The sequence below is a fragment of the Leucothrix pacifica genome (assembly GCF_003172875.1).
In the GTDB taxonomy this organism is placed as follows: Bacteria; Pseudomonadota; Gammaproteobacteria; order Thiotrichales; family Thiotrichaceae; genus Leucothrix; species Leucothrix pacifica.
The window spans coordinates 65757-86924 of the sequence record NZ_QGKM01000001.1 but is presented as its reverse complement, the minus strand read 5'-3'; the positions used below and the strand labels follow the sequence as shown (position 1 = coordinate 86924).

The following is a 21168-nucleotide window of genomic DNA, read 5'->3' as shown; positions in this document are numbered from 1 at the left end:
ACCAGCAAGTGGCCTGTAAGCCGCATGCAGCAGTTCAGTGATCATCTCTAGGGCACGAATTTCCAGGTCATCTGGGTCCATATGCGCTAATTTGCTCCGAATAGATAAATGGCTCTGTTGTGTTTAACAGTACGGCTTATACCTTTAGCGTTTTCGTTATCTTAGGTCAACTTAGGTTCCGGTTATGAGTTAACTGTTTTAGTTTATGAGTCTAGCAGATTTGTAAGCTGTGTAGGCGACAAGCGGTGTTGCGAAGTCATGCACGAAATACTATATTGATGTTTTGATGATTCATATGGAGACATCAAGATGCGAACTACGTTAACCATTGATGATGCACTTGCAGAGGCACTAAAAAAGAAAGCCTATGAAACCGGTAAGTCCTTTAAGCAAATCGTCAATGAAACACTGCTAAATGGACTGTCGGGCGGCGAACCACAGCAAGCAAAACTCTATCAATTAAAAACCATGCGTATGGGAACGGTATCCGCTGGTTATAACTTAGACAAAGCGCTGGACCTTGCGGATGAGTTAGAAGATATGGCTATTAAAGCAAAACTGGAACTGCGCAAATGATACTGGTGGATGCGAACTTATTGATTTACGCCATCAATGAAGATGCACCGTTTCACCGTGAAGCTAAAGCATGGTGGGAGAATGCGCTGTCGGGTAACAAAGTTGTGGGGATACCTTGGGTAGTCAGCTTGGCTTTTTTACGAATTACTACCAATCCACGCATATTTGCGTCACCTTTATCGCCTGAGCAGGCCATCGCCTATATGGATGAATGGCTTGAGTGCCCATTGACTAAACTGGTGTCACCGGGGGAGCAGCATTGGTATATCCTGCGTAACCTGTTGCTCAACTCTGGTATGGCTGGGAATTTAACCACCGATGCCCATATTGCAGCGTTAGCTTTGGAGCAGGGTTACACCGTGTATTCAGCGGATAATGATTTTAAGCGGTTCGCTGGGATTCGACATGTGAATCCATTGGCGGTTGAGGGCTCTGATCTTATTCATGATGCGGCTGGAAGGTATCGGAAGTAGATGAACTATGTAGTTTAAGACCTTCATCACTTTCCGGCACTTCAAAATACGATGAATCCATAATCCCTAAAACCTAAATGCAGTTCAGGGGTGCTGCGAATTCTCGCCTATGGAGTCAGTAATATTAAGTACTCCCTTAAACTGGAGCAGACGTTTTGTCGATAAGCCAATATATTCGAACAATCAGGTCGTCCAACCTATTCATGTCAATATTTTGCGTATCCTGATTAAAAAGGTGTACCGGTGGAAGATGAGTGAAGCCCTCAGGTAACTCGGTGTCATCAAGTTGTGCCAGCAGAATTTGCTCCGGAAATTGTTTAGCACTCATGCTGAGTTCGTATTTAACCCATTCGCATTCAGATGCTGCTTTACCCCAGAATACAACAACATAGCCTCCCTGCTGAAGCCTGGAAGATACCCCGTGATCAATGGACTCTGTAATATTGTCCCCCGGACTGATGTCTTCATAGTCGATGAACAGGTCGAAATACCTCTCGTCTTTCATTACTCTCAGTATCCGGTCAACTTGCTCCTTGTCGCTTCTCGAATAGGTCGGAAAGACAGGCATATCCATGGGGTTTGATCGGTCACGGGTAAAGAGATTTTTAACTGCATCAAACGAATAGACAGGTTTATTTGTGCGTAATGCATAGTCTTTTTCAAGTGTGACCCATGGCGAGTTAATCGAGTGATCGCCAGTAAGGTAAACTAAAGAGTCACAGCCATCGATCGCTTTCAGTAATTGATTGCTGACCATTTGTTTGGGTGACACGGTGATTTTTGGAAACACAAAAAGGTCGACTGTTGATTTGATACTTGATCTTAGTGCCGACAGTTCCGTCTCATCGCTGTATGAGTGAGAGACAAAGCATTTTCCGTGAGGGTGATCCAATATAATACAAACCGTAAATGCATAAATAATATACTCTTCTAGGGTTTCTTACCACTGCCCAAAAACAACCCCCTCACATCCACCCGAGCCTTCAACTTCACTCCCAACAAATAAAGCCCACCCAATTTCCGGTGCAAAAACAGCGCATCTGCCGGTGGCGTATGCCAATACTCTTGCTCCATACTCAGCTTCATTCCCGCATCTCTGATCCGCTCGGCAATTTGTGCTTGTCCAAAGTCGTACACACCCTCATAAGCCAATGGCTCGCAGGCTGTTTCGAACAAATCAATCACTGCTTCGCGTTGTTCCGGTTTGATGTCTTTTTCAAAGAAGCCAATTTTATCCGCTGCGAGGTGCATGGACTCGCGGTCGCCTTGTGTGCCTGCTGTCATCATTTGGTGATAGGCGTCGGCGATGTCGATGGGGTATTCGCGGGTTGCGCCGAAGTCGAGCAGAATGAGTTTTTTCGTCTCGCTGTCGTAGTGATAATTGGCGAAATTAGGGTCAGTTTGGATTAGTTGGAATTCAAATATCTCACGGAATAATAAAGAAATTAACAATGATACTGCGCGATCACGATCTTCCTGCGGTGCGTGCTCCAGCGTTTCGATGGGGGCGCCACCGACAAATGACATAGCGAGTATATTGCTGGTGGTCAGGTCGTCATAGACTTCCGGCAGAACAAAGTCGGTTTCGTCAGCGAGGAGTTCGCGATAGCGTTTCAGGTAGGTCGCTTCACGCTCGTAGTCAGCTTCGGTATGTAGTTGTTGTTTGGCTTCTTCCAGCAAAGGTTTGAAGTCGAGTGTTTTGGGAATGAAGCCGGAGACACGAAGCAGGGTGGCGACATTATCCACGTCGCTGTCGATGCTCTCCCGCACGTCGGGATATTGCACTTTAAGCGCGAGGTGGCGGCCATCTTTAGTGTGTGCGGAGTGCACTTGTCCGATGGAGGCGGCGGCTACGGGTTCAAAAGAGAATTGTTTAAACTTGAGATTCCAGCCTTTGCCCCAGCCTGCTTCCAGTACCGTATTGAGCTGACTGAGCGGCATGGATTTAGCATCGGAGCGCAAACGCGCCAGTATATCGGTCATTTCTTTGGGGAGCAGGTCGCCAGTGTCCATCGACATAATCTGCCCGACTTTCATGGCCGCTCCACGCAGTTGTGCTAGCTGATCAGCGATGCGTTTAGCATTGCCGGGAGTAAGCAACATGTCACTGGCTTTCGGGCGGTTGCCCTTGGCAATTTGGCGTGCGCCCTCTGCCAGCATACCGCCTGCAACGCCGGTAGCCAGTGAACCGAGTTTGGCAAATCGCGATAGCCTGCCGCTTGGCACTGCTGAGGTATTGTTTTTCTTGCTGTTGTTATCTGATTCGTTAGTGCTCATTGTGTTGCCTTTGTGTGAGATTCATCGCTTTAACGCATCGTTTGATAGTTATTCTCAATTCACGTGCAATATCCGGCCAATAAATTACCACTTGTCGGTTTGCATGAACAATTCTCTGCCTCAGAATCACTACCTAAATAAGCGACGTTATTCCTGCAATGAGTAAGGATCGCTAACCAAAAAAGGTACTCACCGCTAAGAGTGAGATCCTAAGTCTTAGGGCTGCGAAGCAATTCGTGGCCTTAATTTTTTGTCGATACCCTTATCATTACGTCATTTATTATTGCTTGTACGCTGTTCAGACTACTCAGTCAAAACCCTTTATAAACACTAAGTTTTAGTGAGATTTTAATGCGAACAGGCTATGCAGGACGCCCTGTGTATAAACTTGTGCAACTTCCTTAATAAACTTAGGAAAATCAATGTGCGCATCGTCATTGGCAGCGTCTGAAATGGTGCGAATGACTGAAAAAGGCACTTCAAATGCTTCACACACCTGAGCAACAGCAGCCCCTTCCATTTCCACGCAAGCCACGCTAGGCAAGCGTTCCCGCAGGTCTTGTACATCCTGATCGCTGGAAATAAACTGATCGCCGCTGGCAATATCAGAAACAATTACCTGAGGTTTGTGCAAAGAGAATTCATTAATGATTTCTGTGGATAACTTTGTGTGTAAATGTTGAGTAACGAAGTCCTGAGCGGCTTCAAGCAGTTGTGGGCGACGTTGGTGATCACTGTTAATGGTAGCCCTGCCAAGCAGGGGAATCTCATGTCTTTCGATGATTGGGCTGGCGTCCATATCATGCTGGTACAACTGCTCTGCAATCACGATATCACCGACGTTTAAGTTCTGATCCATAGCTCCCGCGACACCGGTAAAAATCACTTCATCGACGTTTAATTTGGCGATTAGGTAGGTGACGGTGCTCGCTGCAGCGACCTTTCCCCAGTGAGAAAACACCACAACCACGTCCTGACCCCATAATAATCCACGGTGATAGCGTCGTTTACCGGCTTCGATAACGGTAACGTCGCTCATTTGAGATACTAAGGAGGCGTTTTCCTCGGCCATTGCGCTTATTATTGCGATAGTCATTGAGTTGTCCTGGTTTGGCTGTTTAATCGATGAGAAGGCGCTGATGTAGCAGTCTGCAAATAATAACAGGAAATCTTGGAGGACAGTTTTATGAGTTTGCAGTCAGGTAATCGGGATTGCCAGCGTCTCTTTAATTGCCTCCATCACTACAATACTGGTGGATTCCTGCACTGCGGGGACTGATAGCAACGATTCTTCTAAAAAAAGCCGATATTGTGCCATATCAGCAAGTCGGGCTTTAATCAGATAGTCAAAGCTACCTGAGACCAGATAACACTCCTGTACTTCGGGGAGCTCTAACACGGCTTCTTTAAACATGGCGAAGGTGTCTTTAGAGGTGCGGTCGAGGCGAAGTTGTACAAAAACAATTAAACCAGCATCCAGCTGCTCGGCATCGACGACGGTGCTGTAGTGCTTTATATAGCCATTTCGCTCCAGTCTGCGTACCCGTTCTATACAAGGAGTCGTGGTCAGCCCAACGCGACGGGCTAGTTCGGCGTAGGTGATGCGACCATCATCCTGCAAGATTCTCAGAATATTTTTGTCGATATTGCTCAGTGTGTCTTTACTAGTTTTCATTTTATTAGCAGTGTATTTTTCTGAGTTTTAATAATACACAGAATAAAACACTAAATTTAGTTAATTTTACAGATATAAAACTAAGCGATTCTCCTTATACTATTGATAAATCTAAACAAACATTTCCAGTCAGACCACAATGAGGAAATCAACATGTTAATCGGCGTACCTAAAGAAATAAAGAATCATGAGTACCGTATCGGTTTAAGTCCTGCTTCGGTTCATGAGTTAGTGAAAAATGGCCATCAGGTGATGGTTGAGAATAACGGTGGCGCAGCCATTGGCTTTGATAATACGCAGTATGAAGCGGCTGGTGCTGAGATTATTGATGACGCTAAAGCAATTTTCGACCGCGCGGATATGATTGTAAAAGTAAAGGAGCCGCAGCCTCAGGAATGCGAAATGTTGCGTCCGGGTCAGTTGCTGTTTACCTATCTGCATCTGGCACCAGACCCAACGCAAACGGAGTTACTGATTAAGTCCGGAGCCAGCTGTGTGGCGTATGAAACGGTGACGGATAACAACGGTGGTTTACCGCTATTGGCACCGATGAGTGAGGTGGCAGGTCGTATGTCGATTCAGGCAGGCGCGCATCACCTGGAGAAAGCACAAGGTGGTTCGGGTGTGTTGCTGGGCGGCGTACCGGGTGTAGCACCGGGTAAAGTGACAGTAATTGGTGGCGGTGTAGTGGGTACTCATGCCGCTGAAATGGCGGTTGGTTTAGGGGCTGATGTGACGATTTTGGATCGCTCGCTGCCTCGTTTACGTCAGTTAGATGAGCAATTCAAAGGTCGTGCTAAATGCGTCTATTCCACTTCCCATGCGATTGAGGCTTGTGTAACCGATGCCGATTTGGTGATTGGTGCGGTACTGATTCCGGGTGCTGCTGCACCAAAACTACTGACGCGCGATATGCTTCCAAAAATGCGTCCCGGATCAGTGGTAGCGGATGTTGCTATCGACCAAGGTGGTTGTTTTGAAACCTCCAAAGCGACCACACATGCCGAGCCAACTTATGTAGTGGATGGCGTGGTGCATTATTGTGTGGCGAATATGCCCGGTGGCGTCGCCAGAACCTCTACGCTGGCACTGAATAACGCCACCTTACCGTTCGCATTGGCACTGGCAAATAAAGGCTTGAAGCAAGCACTGGCCGATGATGCCCATTTGCGTAATGGCCTGAATGTATACAGCGGTATGGTGACCTGTGAAGCGGTGTGTGATGCACTGGGTTACGACTATGTACCAGCTGAGCAAGCCCTACAAGAATGACCCTGCCCCTGTCTTGTCCATAGCGAGCAGGGGTGTTTTACAGTGTGATCTGTACTTTATGTGTTCACTCAGCGGTGGATTCTGGAAAGCTTCCACCGATTGCGACTATCATTGGTCTCATGATAAAAATACTAATGATCTCTGCCTGGTTGCTGCTGGTGCATACCATTGCACTGTTAGCCATCTTTGATACCGACCTGCTTTACCGGATTGACCGTAAGCTGGGAACGGGCTTACTGAATCCGCCTGAAATCACCCAATACCATGAAGACATGTTAGGCAGTCAGCTGCAGCTGGATAGCAGTGTGGAAGCCGGTTCAGTGATTTTTTTGGGCGATAGTCTGACGCAAGGCTTAAATGTCGCCGCGGTGACTCATCCGGCGATTAATTATGGCATTGGCATGGATACCAGCGCCGCTTTGCTGGGGCGGATTGGTCAGTATCAGTCGCTGACCAAGGCATCGGCTATAGTGGTTGAGATTGGCATTAATGACTTAATCCGGACCTCACGCAGTAATGCGCAGATCGTGGAAAATATCCAACAGATTCTAGATAGCCTGCCTGATCAGGTTCCTGTGATAGTGCAGTCGGTTTTTCCTGTAGATGAGCGGTTTGGCATGACCGGATTTAATCAACGAATTCGGACATTGAATGCCGCCATTGCTGATCTGGCGGCGAGCCAGTCGTTTGAATTTCTGGATCTGCATGATGCCTTTGCGGATGAAGATGGGAACCTTAAAGATGAGTTGCATACCGGAGATGGTATCCACCTCAGCGCAGCGGCTTATCAGCAATGGATAAGCTCACTGAAAGAACGCTTGTAGGGGCTGAGCTTGCTAATCTCACGTGATTAAGCGACCTTAAGCTGTCCTGTTCTTTCTGCCCAAGGCTGTTCTTTAATTGGCAGGTGAATCAAGGCTGATAACAGACCAAAGCCTACACCAATCCACCACACCAAGGTGTAATTGTTATACATGTCATACATTGCTCCACCCAGCCATACACCAAGGAATCCACCTAACTGGTGCGAGAAAAAAACGATACCGTAGAGTGTGCCCATATAGCGCAGGCCATAAATCTGAGCGACTAAACCCGAGGTCAATGGTACGGTTGCCAGCCATAAAGCGCCCATTGAAATTGAAAACAGGATGACTGTTTCTGGCGTAATCGGGAATAAAATAAACAAGGCCGCGACAATGGTACGCAGCATATAAATGCCCGCTAACAGATACTTGCGGGAGTAGATATTTCCCAAATACCCTGCCAGCAGCGTGCCACCAATATTGAATAATCCAATCAGCGCAATGGAGATTGCACCGAGCGTTGAGGTTGAGGAAACGCCGAGTGATTTGATAATGCTGCCTGGTGCAATCGCACTACACATTTCTGTGATAAAGGCTGGGAAGTGCGCAGTAATAAAAGCGAGTTGATAACCGCAGGAAAAGAAGCCGAAGAAGATAAAGATAAATGTGGGATCTTTGAGTGCACGTCGTACTACCGTGCCCATTTGTTCATCGGTCTGAGGGTTGGTTTTTGGTGCCGGTGGCACGCGCATCATGGTTAGCGCGAGTAATGAAAGTACGATAAGTCCCGAGAACACCAGAAACACTTGCTGCCAAGGCATATTGTGCAGTAGAAACTGCGCCACCGGTGGCCCGACGATTTGTCCGGCTGAGCCTGCAGCAGTTGCGATACCCAGCGCCATCGAGCGGTTTTTATCAGATGCTGAGCGTCCGACAACCGCAAGAATAACGCCAAATCCCATGCCAGCAATTCCGCAGCCAACGAATATTTCGAGTAACTGATGTTGACCGGGTGTAGTGGCAAAGGAAGAGAGCACAAGTCCTGTCACATAGCAGGCGGCACCAGCAACGATGGCTTTGCGGTCGCCGTACTTTTCAGCGAGCGCACTAAAGAATGGTTGGCTAATTCCCCAAAACAGGTTTTGAATAGCGATAGCAAACGAGAAGGACTCACGTGGCCAGTTAAACTCCTCGGCAATCGGTATCTGGAACAGCCCAAACGTCGCGCGGATGGAGAAACTGACCAGAATAATAATGCAACCCGCGATAAGTACGGGGTTCATTAGTGCGCTGTAAGTACCGTTTTCGGTGGTGGTATTTGCCATGAGGTTAGCCTGTAAAATCTGTGATCTGGCGGCACAATTACCGCACCGCAGATCACATCATAAACTAAGGCTGGTCGCCAGAGATAAAATTTTGGCTAAAACCATTAACGGAATCACAGAAGCCATATTCAAAAGACTGGGGGCAACCTAACAACGAATCTTCTTATTCTCCGGATCATAGAATGTCCCAAGATTCGCCGTCACTTTATACCGCTTCTGCGCCACCTCAATCTCATAGCTCCCTGCATTGATCCAGTCCGCAGTAACACCATCCTCATTCTCAACATAGCCCATGGCCAATGTCGCCCCCAAGGTATGCCCGAACATGCCAGCTGTCGTCCGTCCCACCAACTCACCATCACGCCAAATCGGCTCTTCGTGATAGCAAAGTGGTTCGGGGTCCTCAAACAGGAATTGCACAAGGCGTTTTTTGACGCCCTCCGCTTGTTGCTTGAGCAGCGCCTCTTTACCGATAAACCCATCCGGCTTTTTAAAGCTGACGGCAAAGGTCAGTCCAGCCTCAACAGGCGTGTCGTAATCCGTAATATCATGTCCCCAATGGCGATAGCCTTTCTCCATGCGCAAGGAGTTGAGGGTGTGATAGCCACAGAGCTTGAGGCCGTGGGTAGGGCCGTGTTCCATGATTTTGTCGAATACCGCAGGCGCGAACTCAGTCGGTACATAAAGCTCCCAACCCAACTCGCCCACATACGTCAGACGTGATGCCCGAACCTTTGCATAAGCTAAATCGATCTCACGAGAACTACCGAACGGGAAAGCGGCATGACTCATATCAGCATCGGTTAACTCACTGATCAGTGCTCGCGAGTTAGGCCCCATCAGGGTAATCACGGCATAAGCCGAGGTGACATCAGAGGCATAAGCGCGTGCGTCTGCCGGGATGTTTTTCTTTAGCCAGTCCATATCGCGGGTTTGTGTTTCAACACCGCTGACAATCAGGAATTGGTCTTCTGCAATGCGCGTCACGGTTAAGTCTGCTTCAATGCCTCCGCGCTCGTTTAGCCACTGGGTATACGTGATTTTATCCACTGGTTTATCAATATTATTGGCGCAGATTTGGTTCAGCACTTTGCAGGCATCCGGGCCTTGTAGCAGGTATTTTGAGAATGAGGTTTGATCGAATAATCCCACCGTTTCCCGCACGGCTTTATGCTCCGCAGCGTTGTATTCAAACCAGTTCTGACGGCCAAAGGAGTATTCATATTCCGGTGTGACGCCTTCAGGTGCAAACCAGTTGGCACGTTCCCAACCGGCAGCTTCACCAAAACATGCGCCGTGGGCAGCTAAGCGGTCATGCAGAATGCTTTTGCGCACGTTACGCGCGGTTTCATATTGACGGAATGGGAAGTGGTTGGCGTAGAGTAAGCCTAAGCCTTCTTTGGTGCGGTCAAACAGGTAGTTTTTATTGCCCTGGAATTTGCCATTACGACGAATATCTACATCCCATAAGTCAGTTGGCGCGTGTCCGTTGACGATCCACGACGCCAGCATTTTTCCTGCACCACCAGCGGATTGAATGCCCACCGAGTTAAAGCCTGCGGCGACAAAGAAATTCTTTAGCTCAGGCGCTTCACCTAAGTGGTAACGGTCATCTGGCGTGAAGCTCTCCGGGCCATTAAAGAATACCTGCAAACCGACATCGCCCATGGATGGAATACGGTGCATGGCAGCTTCCAGATAAGGTTCCAGATGCTCGTAATCTTCCGGTAATTCATCAAAACTGAAGTTATCCGGAATACCGTCCATACCCCACGGCTTTGCATTGGGCTCGAAAGTACCGACCAGCATTTTACCGGCATCTTCTTTGTAGTAGTTGAATCCATCAGGATCACGCAGGATAGGCATATTGCGGCCTAGATCACTCATTGGCTCAGTGACTACGTAGAAGTGTTCTGCTGCATGTAGAGGTACGTTAACGCCCGCCAACTTACCAAACTCGCGGGCCCACATACCGGCACAGTTCACTACGTAATCCGCACTGATATTGCCGTGCTCGGTAGCGACACCGGTGACTTTGCCATTCTCTTTGAACACGTCAGTGACTTTGCAGTGTTCAATGATAGTAGCGCCGCCCATTTTTGCGCCTTTAGCCAGCGCTTGTGTGGTGTCGATTGGGTTGGTTTGTCCATCGCCTGGTAGGTATACCGCACCTGTTAGGTCGTCGATATTGAGTAGCGGCCAGTGTTCTTTAGCTTGCTCAGGCTCAATTACTTGTACTTCAAAATCACAGTAACGTGCCATGGATGCGCCATGTTTAAGCTCCTCCATGCGCTCCATTGAAGTAGCGACGGTCAATGATCCATTGCGTTTAAAGCCAGTCGCCTGACCGGTTTCTGCTTCCAGTGATTCGTATAAGCCAGTGCTGTATTTTGCCAGCATACTCATATTGTAAGTGGCGCGAAGCTGTGGCACTAAGCCCGCTGCGTGCCAGGTGGTGCCGCAGGTGAGTGTTTTACGTTCCAGCAACACCACGTCTTTCCAACCGAGCTTGGTGAGGTGATAAGCGATACTACAGCCGATAACGCCACCACCAACGATGACAACTTGGGCATGAGAAGGGAGATTGACTGACATAGCGAATTCCTGTGTTAGATGAGACGACGAATAGCGTGGAGCGGTCATTGATCAGCAGTCACTGGAATGTGATGTTGGGCGCTGAATCACTAAAATGAAAATATATTGATTTTTTTCATTTTTAGCAAACACATTCTGAAATTCTCAATCACTTTGTTATTTTAAGTGGCTCTAAGTGGGGTGGGGTATGGGTTGATAAGTGCAAAAATTAATTATTTATTCGTGGTTTATTGCTTTATTCTTGTTTGGTTTAGCAGAAACTCGCAGGGAGTGTGGTTTTTAATAAACAGCCGGATTGTGAACTAACTGTAATTTCTGATAACTAATCTAGACTAATCACACACATAAGAATCTATTATAAATGGGCAAACACATGGCGTTACACAAGGCACTGCGGTATTTCTTTATTCTATTTGCGTTGGCATTTCTTACCGCTTGTGGCGGCGGAGGAGGCGGTAGCAGCACACCTGCGTTGAAATCTTCGGACATCACTTTAGATGGCAAACCGGTTCAAGGGCTAAATTTCAGCAGTACTGGTGGGACCACAGATAGCGGCGGGACGACTGCATCAGATGGTAAGTTCAGCTATGCAACTGGTAGTCAAATCGCAATCAGTGTGGGTGATATTGCGATTGGAACGGTGAGCGCAGCGGATTTGAGTGATGGCGGTACGCTGACACTGGAATCTTTGCTGGATGATTACAGTGGTACTGATCCTCTGATTACTGACCTCGCGACATTATTGCTTGAGAATACAGACCCATCCAGTGGTGTAGTTGTCGCGCCATCAGAGCTTGCGGCTTTAAATCCGGTGATTACAGCCATTCTCACAGTTAACGGTAAGCCTGCGGTCAATGCGGATTACAGTACGGTTGTTGATTCATCCGTAACCACCAATCGTACAGTGTCATTAACCAGTGGTGCTACCAATAATGCGGGTCGTTTTAGCTATGACTCACTGAGTGTGGTGACGTTTAAGATCGGTAGCATTGAGATTGGTAGTGTCCGGGGGCTTGATATTCCGGATACTGGCACAGTAAGCATTGAGTCACTCATTGCCGGAAATCCTGCAGCAGCCAGCAACCCAACTCTGCAAAATTTACCAACAATACTTGCTGAAGATCAGGGAGGCAGTGTGGCGCGATATACCCTGCCAGATAATCTGGCGTCTTTAGATGAAGTCGCTGCGACGATTCTAACCTTAGGCGGAAAACCTGTTTCAGGCGTTGATTACGTCTCTGGTTCAATGTCTGGTACCACCTCGCAAAACGGTGTTTTCCAACAAGACGGCTCGCAGGATATTAGCTTTCAGGTGGCTGGTTTAGACTTAGGGCCTGTGACCACTGACGAGTTGCCAACCAGTATCGAAGCCTTGGTTGCTGCAAGCACAAGCACTAACCCATTGATACAAAATCTGACTGAGTTGCTGAAGGAACTTAATGACCCTGAAGCCAGTAACCCAATCGCTTCATTTCGCTTATACGATCTGGAGCAGCAATTACTAAAGCCCTCATCGGTGCCGCAAAACCGTGTGCTGGGTATGAATCTGGAAACGCCTCAGGCAGAATCCGATCACATTAATCAGCCATTGATTACCGCCGATATTTTCCGTGTGGCTCGCCCATTTCAGGAGTCTTCATGCCCGGATATTGTGTATACAGCAGCGGGTTGGCCAAAAAGAATTCCGGCGAGTTGTTCGGAGGCTGACACCGCAAACGGCATCAGTAAATATGCTTTTACCCGTATTTTGCAATTTGCACCGGGGTTGTCATTCCCTGAAGGCCGATACACTGTGCTTTATGAGGGTACAGGAAATATTAGTTACAGCGGAATGGGTTGTGATGTCGTGCGCGTCGCAACAAACCATGACACGATTGATGTAAAAGCAGCAAATGCCTGCCCGGATTCCGATGGTTCAGGAGCGGGTGATAATTACAACAATAAGCGTGGACTGGAAGTCAGTATTACTGCGACAGATCCGACTGACCCGGTGCGTAATATCCGTATCATTGCGCCGGGCGGTATCTGTAAAGGTAATCCGTTTGATCGCGTAGCATCAGCGTCGAGTTGTGGCAGCGAGCCATTTGTGTCATTTGTAGAATTACTTAAGCACAACCGTAATGCGATTGTGTTTAACCCTGATTATCTGAAGTTTGCCCGTGATTTCCGTGTATTGCGCATGATGAATATCATGGAAGCATCGCCACGTCGCCCTGAGTCTCAAACTTATGATCCATGTGACGGTTTAACTGAATCAACGACACCGACTTACGAGTCTTGTTTATTAAAAGCAGCGTCATGGAATGACCGCCCTACGATGGATAGCCCTTACTGGGGTGGTTCTTACAAAACCAGCGTTTTGAATCGTCAGGGTGTACCATTGGAGCTAACCATTGCACTGGCTAATCAACTACAGGCGCATCCTTGGTATACCATTCCTCACAATGCGGGTGATGGCTACATGAGCAAATATGCCACCTTGATTGCTGATGAGTTGGATGACAGCTTGGTCGCTCATATTGAGTACAGTAATGAAGTCTGGAATGCCGGCTTCTGGGGACATCATTATGTGCAACAAAAGGGTTACAACGACCCTGTGATTAGTGCGATGGAGGATTACCCTTTCCGCAACACCGATTACTCAGTGCGTACCCGTTACTATGCCAAGCGTGCGACTGAAATGTTTAAGATCTTTGAAGCAGAGTTTGCTGATAACAGCCGTTTGAAGCGTATTCTTGGTGGTCAGCATAAATTCCATTCGCTCGCGCAAAATTTACTGGATTACGAAGACACCAGTGAACATACCGACGCGGTGGCGATTGCGCCTTATTTCCATGGATGCTGGTCGCGTGAATTCGTAAATGGTGCTGGTGATACGGTTGATCATTCCAGTTGTTATAACACTGACACTGTACCGATGACGATGTCTGAAGTGACGTCATTGGAACAGGTGTTTGAAGTCATGGATGGTGACTATGATGATTCCGTGACCGATGCGTCATTACGCGGTGATGCGGATAATGTTGAAGCAACCATTAAGCTGATTCAGCCACAAATTGACGTCGCCAATAGCCACGGTGTTGAGCTATATGCTTATGAAGGTGGTGCGCATTTGACAGTAAATTGGGGTGATACTTTAATCAGTGACGAACGCAAAGAAAGTCTCTGGGATTACTTCGAAGCAGCCAATCGTGATGACCGTATGGGCGCTTACTACACGCGTTTATTAGATGGCTGGAAAGAAGCAGGTGGTAAACAGTTTGTATTGTTCACTGCGCCTCAGTCCTTTAATCGTTATGGCTTCTTTGGAATAAAAGAGCATTTGGGTAAAACGCGTGAAGAGTCGCCTAAGTATGATGCGGCATTGACATTTCAGGAGGCACTATTGGGTTGCTGGCCTGAGTTTGTTGAGGACGGTTGTTAAAGGGCAGTAGCTCAAAAACAGACACAGTGACAGTAAAAGGCCCGAAACATTATGTATTCCGGGCCTTTGTTTTATTCGCAGCCTGCTAACTCAACAAGCTCATCCGTTGTATTATTAACGACAAACAGTTTTGACTGGTAAGCGTTAGAAAAAAATGGGCCGGGGTCGAACGCATCGGTAATTATAAATAGGCGCCCTCTGTCTTCAACAAACTTACTAATCACCCCGCCAGTACTCTCTAGAACAACACCGTTGTCACTTTGTTTGATAGTGTGCTCCCAGTTGCTTGAGGTGAATTGCACACCATCACGAGTACCATCACTGAAAAAGTACTTATAGTAGTCCAGTCCGTTAAAGTAATAAAAACTGCTATTACTCTCATTTTGATATGAATTAGAGCTGGAGTAAGTTGTCGTCGTTTGAATTTTAATTGGCTGACTACCGGTATCTTCACTTATCCTTAAATAAGTATATTTGCGGATTGGGGTAGCCCCATCGGTTGGATTAATGAGATTGAGTACTTCCAAGTGTAGCGCGTCGCCAGCTCCGCCACGATGTTCAGCACCCCAGGTTAGGTTAGTGGCAGCATTGATATATTCACTATCATCAGGAGTGTGGCCATCTTCATAGGTGTAAAAATTACCAGCACCAAGGTCTAATAAAAGATCACCTAAATGAGTTAATTTACCACCATCGTGAGAATATAAATGGCGACCTTCCTGAACAAAGTAAAATGCACCCTGATAACTGGCAAGTGGATTGAATGGTTGGCCTTCAAAACCATTAGCAATTGAAGAGACACGACTGACTGAGCCATTAACTTTCATCCAAAGCACAGATTCGGAATCCGTTCTTTCTGTGTAATAAGCTCGTTCGTCAGTTACCCAACTCGAAATGCGGTTGCCATCCTCATCCGTAAAATATGAGTATTGATAAATAGTGGAGGGGTAACTAACAGGTGCTAAAGGAGATGAGTTGCTCAGTTGTGTATTTGCTTTTGTTCCATCCGTTTCATAAGTATTGTCGCAGAACTCAACCACTGACTTTTCTTTATTTTCAGTGACTTCTACATCTACTCTTGCACTATTGGTTCTGCCTTGATTGTCTACAAACACATACCAGAAACTATCTGTTCCGGAAAAATTAGCCGGAGGGGTGTAGCGAATGATGTCGCCTATAATCCGCGTTTTTCCTCCATTTTGAGACCACTCATTAGTTGCTTCGATTTTTAGCTCATCACCAATATCATTCTCAAGAACCGGAATATTCACGCGTAGGCCATTGTTTGCTACTGCCTCATCAGGTGTCGCGGTTGGCCATGCAGTGCTTGCTTTTTCCGTGAGTGAAACAATCACTTTGGCAGAATTTTTTCGTCCCCACTGATCTTCGAACACGTACCAAAACTCATCTTGCTGCTTACCACGTGCTTCACCGTATTGCTGATAACTGATTTCATTATTTGAACTGATCCATGCCTTTCCTTGGTTAACAGACCACTCGTTGACGCTGATAACTTTCAAATTAGTGCCGATGTCATTATCCAGAACAGGAATTTTTACAACTTCATCATATGTTGCATCAACAGAATCCGTTTTCGCTTCAGGCCAGACACTTGAAACGACTTCAGCAACAACCTTTGCTGCATTTGTTCGTCCCTGATCATCTTTCAGGACATACCAAAATTCATCTGTACCGACGAAATTATTTCGTGGTTTGTAGTTAAGCGATTGTTTGTCTTCACTGAGCGTGATGCTGCCCCATGCAACAGAGGTCGCATTAAAGTCTGATATTTCTAAATTATGACCGATATCGTTATCAAGCACAGGAATGGAGATAGTCCAGTTTTGAACGAGTGATACTTTGTCATCTATGCCTGTTGGCCATGGACTTGCAACTAGCTGGTTTGCCCATAGAGTGATGGCAAGCGTGCAAAGTGATTTTTTGAGGAGTTTCATTGCTATACCTAGTTATTTCATATAACAAGATATTTAGCAGGAATAATAAGACGTAAGCTATGAGGGGAAAATAAGTGGTTGTTATCTCCTGACAAAGAGACAATGTAGTATTTATGCTTGCTCTACCTCAAACCCCACAATATTTCGATTTTCTCGACTAAACTCCACACCAATCAAATGAATAGGTTGATTCAGTGCACGATACTTATCCGCATACTGCTTGTCTTTGATTTGCTGCAAGGCTGTTCCATTCGAAGTGAGTTCGACCACTTTGAACTCAAACAAATAGACCTGATTTTCAAATTTCAAGACCATGTCTAAGCGACCGTGATTGGTTGAGTCTTCGACGACTACATCCAGGCCTAACGCTGCAAAGTAGGAGTAGAACACACTCGCGTAATATCCTTCATAATCCGCAATATCATTTTTGGTATACCATTGGTGTGGAATGCTGGCAAAGAAGGCATGAAACAGCGCTTTAAGTGCTTCTAAAGTTCCCGTTTGTAAAATACGCAACAGACTTAAGCGGTTTTTTAATACCTTGCTTTCATCGCACCCGTAAGCACTTAATAAACTGGTATTTAAGCTACTCTTTACCTCTAAATTGGGATAACCCAAGGTATAAATCCAATGACCCAATAAGGGCTGTTGAGTATCGTGGATCGTCAAATAACCTGTTTGAAATAACAGCGCTTCATTACTGATATGTTCAATATCAAAGGCGGAGAGTAGCGCAGCATCTGACTGTAACGCGGCTAAGTCGGGGCTAAAAAAATGATTTTTAGCGAGATGATCAACTAAAAAAGTAGGTGTGCCTGTTTCAAACCAGTAGCTCTTAAATTCTCGGTTATCGAATAGTTGTAAAATATCAAAGGGGTTGTAAACCCCACCACCAAGCCAATTATAACCGTTGTACCAAGTGCGAACATCCTCTCGATTAAGTCCCGCTAACTCAGGTTTAAAGACGGTATCGATATCATTGTCAGTATAGCCACAGAGTGTTGAGTAGCGATGATCCAGTGTAATGTCTTTTAAGTTATTAAGGCCGGAGAAAAGGCTGACTTTAGAAAACTTACTGACGCCAGTTAAAAAGGTGAACTTAATGTGTGCGTCATTATCTTTGATCGTGCCATAAAATCCGCGCAGGAAGTCACGGTTTTGACGGGCAAGTGCCGGGTCTTGTAGGGCATCTAAGATGGGTTTGTCATATTCATCAACCAGCACTACCACGGGTAAGCCGGTTTGTTGATGCAAATGGCGAATTAAATATTGGAAACGTTCTGGGCAGGTATTATAGCCAGACTGTGAGCCAGCCTGAGTTTCAAGAGTATCCAGTTGCGCCATTAAGTTTTGGTGTAAGTAATTCGGTTCGGTGAAATTCCCGATACCAAAGCTAAAACGTAACACGGGATATTTGACTGCCCAATCCCATTGATCATGTATTGCTAGGCCCTGAAATAGTGGCTCATTGCCTTCAAATAGTTCTTTTAGGGTATCTAAAAATAAACTTTTACCAAAACGACGCGGCCTAGAAAGGAAGTAGTGCGAAGCCCCCTCGATTAATTCCAAAGCCAATGCCGTTTTGTCGACATAATAATAGTCATCACTGCGGATTTTAGCGAAAGATTGGATACCAATAGGTAATTTAAGTCGTTTCATGGTTACCAAAGAATGTGTGACTGAGTGGTTTAGTCTAGCATGAAATGAGACAGTGCTGTTAAAGCGGCATGTTTAAACTATGTTTAAATATCAGTATGATGGCGGCGTAATCACCCAAACAATCACCGCATCTTCCTCACTGGAATTATGACAACGGTGTGGCTCATCCCCAACCAGTGAAAAGCTATCACCTGCCTCCAGTTGAAAGGTATTTTCACCAATCTGCAGTTCCAGAGAGCCTGATTGCAAATAACCCGCTTCCTCACCATCACGACGGCGTGCATCCGGCCCGGTGGTTGCACCGGGTGCAATGGTTGTGAGGATCAGCTGTAGTTGCCCGCTAAGGCGCGGTGACAGGAGTTGTTCGGTAATGCCGGAGCCAGACAGATCCAACGAGCGCCGCAGATTGTGCCGCACAATATAATCCGCCTCCTTGCTATCAGCTTCCTGACTGGCATGAAAAAACCAGCTGATCGACACGCCAAGGGCATCGCTGATCGACTGAAGCATCGACAGCTTCACCTCTGAAACACCGCGCTCGACCTGACTCATATAGCCAACAGACCGACCAATCGTCGTCGCCAATGTGCTTAAGCTAATGCCTTTAGCCTTGCGTAAGTCCCGTATTTGTTGACCGATACGGTGTTTGTCTTCAATCACTTAGCGTTCCAGATATTGCAATTTATCCTTCACGCCGTCCCACTCTGCGGCATCTTCCGGGTGAGGTTTCATTTCACTGATGACGGGCCATTCAGCGGATAAGTCCGCATTAATTTTAATGAAATGTAGTTGATCTTCCGGTAAGTCTTCTTCCGCAAAAATAGCTTCTGCGGGACATTCAGGTACGCATAAGGAGCAATCAATACACTCGTCTGGATCAATCGTCAGGAAGTTGTTACCCTCATGAAAGCAATCCACGGGGCAAACTTCAACACAATCCGTGTACTTGCACTTGATACAGTTATCGGTAACGACAAAGGTCATGAGTTATTTCCAGGTTATTAAATTGATGAAATAGTGTGAACTTTAAGCCCTGTCAGAGGCCACTGATGTGTAACACATTATCCAATTAGTGTATCTGAGGTTGCAAGTGCTGCGTTCACTACTCCATAAAATGAAGAATTATTATAAAGTTATAAGCACCCGGCTACATCGTTTATATGACAAGCTGAAGGTGCGTGCACTACCACGCTTTCAACGATTCCGTCCGCGCCCGCGAGATATTGAAGTTCCTGATGACACAACGGCAGTTGATGGTCCAACGCCCGAAGTGGTTGTCTCGACACCCTCAGAACCCTTTGAAGAAAGCTTGCTCTTGGCTGCAGAGCGCCAATCCAATCCTGATTATTTGCCATTGGGAAACACTCATGAGTTAAGCAGTCCTGCAGGTTTATATCTGCTGTCACAAGCGCGTGATTACATCGTTTACACACCATCCGGATACCGGCTGGATGAGGAGCTGCCACTAGTAATGGTGTTGCATGGTTGCAAACAAACCCATCTGGATATTCGTGCGGCCTCCGGCTTTGATGAGGTAGCGGATCGCGAGCGTTTTATCGTGGTCTATCCCTTTGTGACGCGCTATATCGGCATGCGGAATTTGAATTGCTGGGGATGGTGGCAGCGCTTTCATGTGCGTTCAGGCACGGGTGAAGTAGAGGATTTAAACCGTATTATCGAGCAGGTACAAGGCGAATTTACGGTGGATAAAGAACGTATTCATATCACCGGATTGTCCTCAGGTGCGGCCATGAGTGTGGCGGCATTGGTGGCACATGGCAAGTTGTTTGCCTCCGGCGCGAGTGTCGCGGGTGTTGCTTATGGCGAGTCAGCGCGAGCTGTGCGGATTAATCAATTCTTATCGGTGAAATATCATAGTATTGCCAACACAGTGAGGCGTATGAAAACTCAACTAAAAGGCAAAGGCAAGCTCGCGCCCTTATTGATTATTCAATCGCAAAATGACCAAACCGTTGAGCTGCAATCAGCGCTTAACCTGCGTGACAGCTGGCTTGAGGTCAAGCGTGCCCGCAAAGAGCGTCCTGATCCCATCGCTCATAAAACGCGTGATATCGGCTGGGAATATCGCCTGTATCAACGCGGGAGCACCAGCACACCCGTAGAAACTTTATTGGTAGAAAAGCTGAAGCACGGCTGGATTGGTGGCAACCCGGCTAAATACAGCGAGTCGCGTGGTCCGAATATTTCTGAAATAATATGGCTCTTCTTCAAGCGACACCCACGCTAACCGAGAGCCTGACTATGAATACCTTTCCCACACCATTAATCACTGCCGAACAACTTTCTCATCGCCTTGATACTGACAATCTAGTGGTGCTGGATGCCAGTTATTTTATGCCTGCTATGCAACGTGATGGACGCAGTGAGTGGCAACAACAACGCATAGATAATGCGCAGTATTTTGATTTTGATCAGGAGATTTGTCAGCAAGGGGCCGAGTATCCACACATGATGCCGACCCCTGAGCTGTTTTCAGATGCGGTGCAGGCGTTAGGTGTGAACCAAAACAGTGACGTGGTTGTATACGATTCCTTGGGGATGTTCTCAAGCCCGCGAGCGTGGTGGATGTTCCGCGCAATGGGACATGAGGCGGTAGCGATTTTAGATGGTGGCTTACCCGCATGGCAGTCTGCCGGACTCCCTTTGAATACAGATGCACCGGAGCCGCCAAAAAACGGTAATTTTGTCGCCAGCTATCAACCCGACATGATTTCTGACGTTGATGCTGTCCTGCAAGCATTGGATGATGACTCAGCTGTCGTGCTGGATGCCAGAGCGGCCAGTCGCTTTGATGGTACTGAGGCAGAGCCGCGTGAAGTCTTACGAAGTGGCCATATGCCGGGTGCTAAGAATTTGCCATTTATGGGATTACTGAATAATGGCTTCCTCAAATCCACTGAGAAATTAGCACCATTATTCAGCGAGTTAGCCAATAAAGATCAACGCCTGATTTTCAGCTGTGGCTCTGGTGTGACAGCCTGCCATTTGGCACTTGCCGCGCATGTCTGTGGGTATCCTGACTTGTCTGTTTACGATGGTTCATGGAGTGAATGGGGGGCTCGTGAGGATTTACCACTAGCCACTACCGCTTCAAACGCCTAAGAGAGGCAGAC

At 46.9% G+C, this 21168-nt stretch carries 17 protein-coding genes; 7 read left to right on the top strand and 10 right to left on the bottom strand.

Going from position 1 to position 21168, the window contains the following annotated elements; genetic code table 11:
- Window positions 1–309 precede the first annotated feature (309 nt).
- Together DKW60_RS00415 and DKW60_RS00410 are read left to right on the top strand one after the other, a co-directional pair.
- Window positions 310–576 (top strand): DUF2191 domain-containing protein, encoded by a 267-nt coding sequence (locus DKW60_RS00415; protein ID WP_109835688.1) that lies wholly within the window; start codon window positions 310–312, stop codon window positions 574–576.
- Complete coding sequence (locus tag DKW60_RS00410) at window positions 573–1049, top strand: type II toxin-antitoxin system VapC family toxin (RefSeq protein ID WP_109835687.1); 477 nt, start codon at window positions 573–575, stop codon at window positions 1047–1049. Before DKW60_RS00415 ends, DKW60_RS00410 begins: the two co-directional genes overlap by 4 nt.
- Window positions 1050–1185: 136 nt before the next feature.
- Here the strand turns inward: DKW60_RS00410 and DKW60_RS00405 are convergent, their stop codons facing one another.
- The 4 genes from DKW60_RS00405 to DKW60_RS00390 all read right to left on the bottom strand — a co-directional run bounded on the left by DKW60_RS00405 (window position 1186) and on the right by DKW60_RS00390 (window position 5001).
- A complete protein-coding gene (locus tag DKW60_RS00405; protein WP_146203409.1) occupies window positions 1186–1839 on the bottom strand; it encodes a toll/interleukin-1 receptor domain-containing protein in 654 nt (217 codons plus the stop codon).
- A gap of 140 nt (window positions 1840–1979) precedes the next feature.
- On the bottom strand, window positions 1980–3326 hold the full coding sequence (locus tag DKW60_RS00400) for an ABC1 kinase family protein (protein ID WP_109835685.1): 1347 nt from the start codon (window positions 3324–3326) through the stop codon (window positions 1980–1982).
- Window positions 3327–3663: 337 nt separating this feature from the next.
- Entirely contained in the window at window positions 3664–4422 is a 759-nt protein-coding gene (locus DKW60_RS00395) for a 5'-methylthioadenosine/adenosylhomocysteine nucleosidase (RefSeq protein ID WP_109835684.1), read from the bottom strand.
- 102 nt (window positions 4423–4524) lie between these two features.
- Entirely contained in the window at window positions 4525–5001 is a 477-nt protein-coding gene (locus tag DKW60_RS00390; RefSeq protein WP_109835683.1) for an Lrp/AsnC ligand binding domain-containing protein, read from the bottom strand.
- 153 nt (window positions 5002–5154) lie between these two features.
- Here DKW60_RS00390 and ald point away from each other — a divergent pair, with 153 nt between their 5' ends.
- Both ald and DKW60_RS00380 read left to right on the top strand, forming a co-directional pair.
- Window positions 5155–6273, top strand: a complete 1119-nt coding sequence (gene ald / locus DKW60_RS00385; RefSeq protein WP_109835682.1) for an alanine dehydrogenase — start codon at window positions 5155–5157, stop codon at window positions 6271–6273.
- Window positions 6274–6317: 44 nt separating this feature from the next.
- Window positions 6318–7097: a GDSL-type esterase/lipase family protein gene (locus DKW60_RS00380; RefSeq protein WP_219988579.1), complete on the top strand. Its 780-nt coding sequence runs from the start codon at window positions 6318–6320 to the stop codon at window positions 7095–7097.
- A gap of 26 nt (window positions 7098–7123) precedes the next feature.
- Here DKW60_RS00380 and DKW60_RS00375 read toward each other — a convergent pair whose 3' ends face one another.
- Entirely contained in the window at window positions 7124–8401 is a 1278-nt protein-coding gene (locus DKW60_RS00375; RefSeq protein ID WP_109835680.1) for an MFS transporter, read from the bottom strand.
- A gap of 147 nt (window positions 8402–8548) precedes the next feature.
- Window positions 8549–10996, bottom strand: coding sequence for a GcvT family protein (locus DKW60_RS00370; protein ID WP_109835679.1), 2448 nt, complete (start codon window positions 10994–10996; stop codon window positions 8549–8551).
- A gap of 373 nt (window positions 10997–11369) precedes the next feature.
- On the opposite strand from DKW60_RS00370, the gene DKW60_RS00365 reads away from it, so the two are divergent.
- Window positions 11370–14420, top strand: coding sequence for a hypothetical protein (locus tag DKW60_RS00365; protein WP_146203407.1), 3051 nt, complete (start codon window positions 11370–11372; stop codon window positions 14418–14420).
- Window positions 14421–14491: 71 nt separating this feature from the next.
- On the opposite strand, the gene DKW60_RS00360 is transcribed toward DKW60_RS00365, so the two are convergent.
- The 4 genes from DKW60_RS00360 to fdxA all read right to left on the bottom strand — a co-directional run bounded on the left by DKW60_RS00360 (window position 14492) and on the right by fdxA (window position 19018).
- Window positions 14492–16375: an Ig-like domain-containing protein gene (locus tag DKW60_RS00360; RefSeq protein WP_109835677.1), complete on the bottom strand. Its 1884-nt coding sequence runs from the start codon at window positions 16373–16375 to the stop codon at window positions 14492–14494.
- A 111-nt stretch (window positions 16376–16486) separates the two neighbouring features.
- Window positions 16487–18034: an ATP-binding protein gene (locus DKW60_RS00355; protein WP_109835676.1), complete on the bottom strand. Its 1548-nt coding sequence runs from the start codon at window positions 18032–18034 to the stop codon at window positions 16487–16489.
- Between the two features lie 90 nt (window positions 18035–18124).
- Window positions 18125–18694, bottom strand: coding sequence for a helix-turn-helix domain-containing protein (locus DKW60_RS00350; protein ID WP_109835675.1), 570 nt, complete (start codon window positions 18692–18694; stop codon window positions 18125–18127).
- Window positions 18695–19018, bottom strand: a complete 324-nt coding sequence (gene fdxA, locus DKW60_RS00345) for a ferredoxin FdxA (protein ID WP_109835674.1) — start codon at window positions 19016–19018, stop codon at window positions 18695–18697.
- A 106-nt stretch (window positions 19019–19124) separates the two neighbouring features.
- Here fdxA and DKW60_RS00340 point away from each other — a divergent pair, with 106 nt between their 5' ends.
- Together DKW60_RS00340 and sseA are read left to right on the top strand one after the other, a co-directional pair.
- Entirely contained in the window at window positions 19125–20282 is a 1158-nt protein-coding gene (locus DKW60_RS00340; RefSeq protein WP_146203406.1) for an extracellular catalytic domain type 1 short-chain-length polyhydroxyalkanoate depolymerase, read from the top strand.
- Window positions 20283–20296: 14 nt separating this feature from the next.
- Window positions 20297–21157 carry a 3-mercaptopyruvate sulfurtransferase gene (gene sseA / locus DKW60_RS00335; protein ID WP_109835672.1) on the top strand — a complete coding sequence of 287 codons (861 nt, stop codon included), beginning with the start codon at window positions 20297–20299 and terminating at the stop codon, window positions 21155–21157.
- The last annotated feature ends 11 nt before the right edge of the window (window positions 21158–21168 follow it).